This is a genomic window from Aeromicrobium sp. PFPM2_SD2 (assembly GCF_057364525.1).
The window spans coordinates 1-2,007 of record NZ_JBNFNZ010000441.1 but is presented as its reverse complement, the minus strand read 5'-3'; the positions used below and the strand labels follow the sequence as shown (position 1 = coordinate 2,007).

2 protein-coding genes are annotated in these 2,007 nt (G+C 76.4%); both read right to left on the bottom strand.

Going from position 1 to position 2,007, the window contains the following annotated elements; translation table 11 throughout:
• A partial coding sequence (locus AC2W7G_RS14815; RefSeq protein ID WP_485869113.1) for a hypothetical protein occupies nucleotides 1-600 on the bottom strand: 600 nt, incomplete at its 3' end.
• A gap of 50 nt (nucleotides 601-650) precedes the next feature.
• Nucleotides 651-1,886: a phosphoribosylamine--glycine ligase gene (gene purD / locus AC2W7G_RS14810; protein WP_485869112.1), complete on the bottom strand. Its 1,236-nt coding sequence runs from the start codon at nucleotides 1,884-1,886 to the stop codon at nucleotides 651-653.
• Nucleotides 1,887-2,007: the final 121 nt, after the last annotated feature.

The following is a 2,007-nucleotide window of genomic DNA, read 5'->3' as shown; positions in this document are numbered from 1 at the left end:
GCACGGCGCGCCCACCGCGTCGGCCAGCCCGCGACCGCGACGTCCGCCCAGCCAGGCCCCGCCCAGGACGAGCCCCAGGGCCGCCACCGGCAGGACCCACGACAGCGTGCTGAGCAGGTGGGCCCGGCCGACGAACCCGTCCGTGACGCTGCCGGACCCGATCTCGGCGAGCCGCACGTCCAGGTCGTCGGGCAGCGACGCCTCCACGTCCGGCGCGACGGTCGTGACCGCCGCGACGACGAGCGCGCGACGTCGGCGAGCTGCAGGACGAGCTGGTCGTCGCGCCGACGACGAGCGCGTCGTGCAGCGGGCGCACCGCGGCGCGCGACAGACCGGGCCGAGCGCCGGGCTCGAGACGAGGCTGTCGCCCACCGACTCCAGCAGCGGCCGCAGCGCGACGAGCTCGGGGTCGACCTCGATGACCTGGTCGCTGATCTCCACGCCGAGCAGGCGCGACACCGCCGGGTCGCCGCGGACGTCGTCGACGTGGCCGACGAACCGGTCGGCGTCCAGCACCTCGCGGTCGACGTGCACGGCCACGAGGCCGGCCAGCAGCACGACGGCTCCCAGCGCCGACAGGACGCGGGACAGGACGGGCACGGCGCCTCCACGGGTGTGGTGGGGACGCTACTCCTGCGCCTGCGCGAGGGTCAGTCCTGCGACGCCCTCAGCGCGATGTCACGGCGGTGGTGGGCGCCACGGATCCGGATCGCGTCGACGCCGGCGTAGGCGCGCTCGCGGGCCTGGACCAGGTCGTCGCCGGACGCCGTCACGGCCAGCACGCGACCGCCGGCGGTGACCAGGCGTCCCTCGGCGTCCAGCGCGGTGCCGGCGTGGATGACGTCCACCCCCGCGATCGCGTTCGCGTCGTCGACGCCCTCGATCACGTCACCGGTGCGCGGCGACTCCGGGTAGTCCTCGGAGGCGACGACGACCGTGACGGCCGAGCCGGTGCGCCACTGGGGCAGGCCGACGCGGCCGAGCTCGCCGGTCGCGGCACCGTGCAGCAGGGTCGACAGCGGCGTCTGCAGCAGGGCCATGAGGGCCTGGGTCTCGGGGTCGCCGAAGCGGGCGTTGAACTCCACCACCCGGGTGCCGCGGGACGTCAGCGCCAGGCCGGCGTAGAGCAGGCCCTGGAACGGGGTGCCGCGACGGGCCATCTCCCTGACCGTCGGGACGAGCACGCGGCGGCAGACGTCCTCGACGAGGTCGTCCGGGGCCCACGGCAGCGGCGTGTAGGCGCCCATGCCGCCGGTGTTGGGGCCCGCGTCGTCGTCCAGCGCGCGCTTGAAGTCCTGCGCGGGCTGGAGCGGCAGCACGGTCTCGCCGTCGGTGATCGCGAACAGCGAGACCTCCGGGCCGTCGAGGTACTCCTCGATGACGACGCGGTCGCAGGCCAGCGCGTGGTCGAGCGCGGCCTGGCGGTCGTCGGTGACGACGACGCCCTTGCCGGCGGCGAGACCGTCGTCCTTGACGACGTACGGGGCGCCGAACGCGTCGAGCGCGGCCTCGACCTGCTCGCGGGTGGTGCACACGTGGGCCATGGCGGTCGGGACGCCCGCGGCGGCCATGACGTCCTTGGCGAACGCCTTGGACCCCTCGAGCTGCGCGGCCTCCTTGCTGGGGCCGAAGCAGGCGATGCCGGCCTCGCGGACGGCGTCGGCGACGCCGGCGACGAGCGGGGCCTCCGGACCGACGACGACCAGGTCGGCGCCCAGCTCGGCGGCCAGCGCGGCCACGGCGGCGCCGTCCATCGGGTCGACCGGGTGCAGCGTGGCGAACGCGGCGATGCCCGGGTTGCCGGGGGCGGCGTGCACCTCGGTGACGTGCGGGTCGCGGGAGAGGGCGAGGGCGAGCGCGTGCTCGCGGCCGCCGGTGCCGATCACGAGGTCTTCACGGACCCCGAGCCTATCGGCGTCCGGCCGCCGCCGGCCGACGGCGCCGCCGGACGAGCAGGACGACCGCGCCGACGAGCGCCGCGCCGCCGGCGCCAGCCAGCGCAGCGCG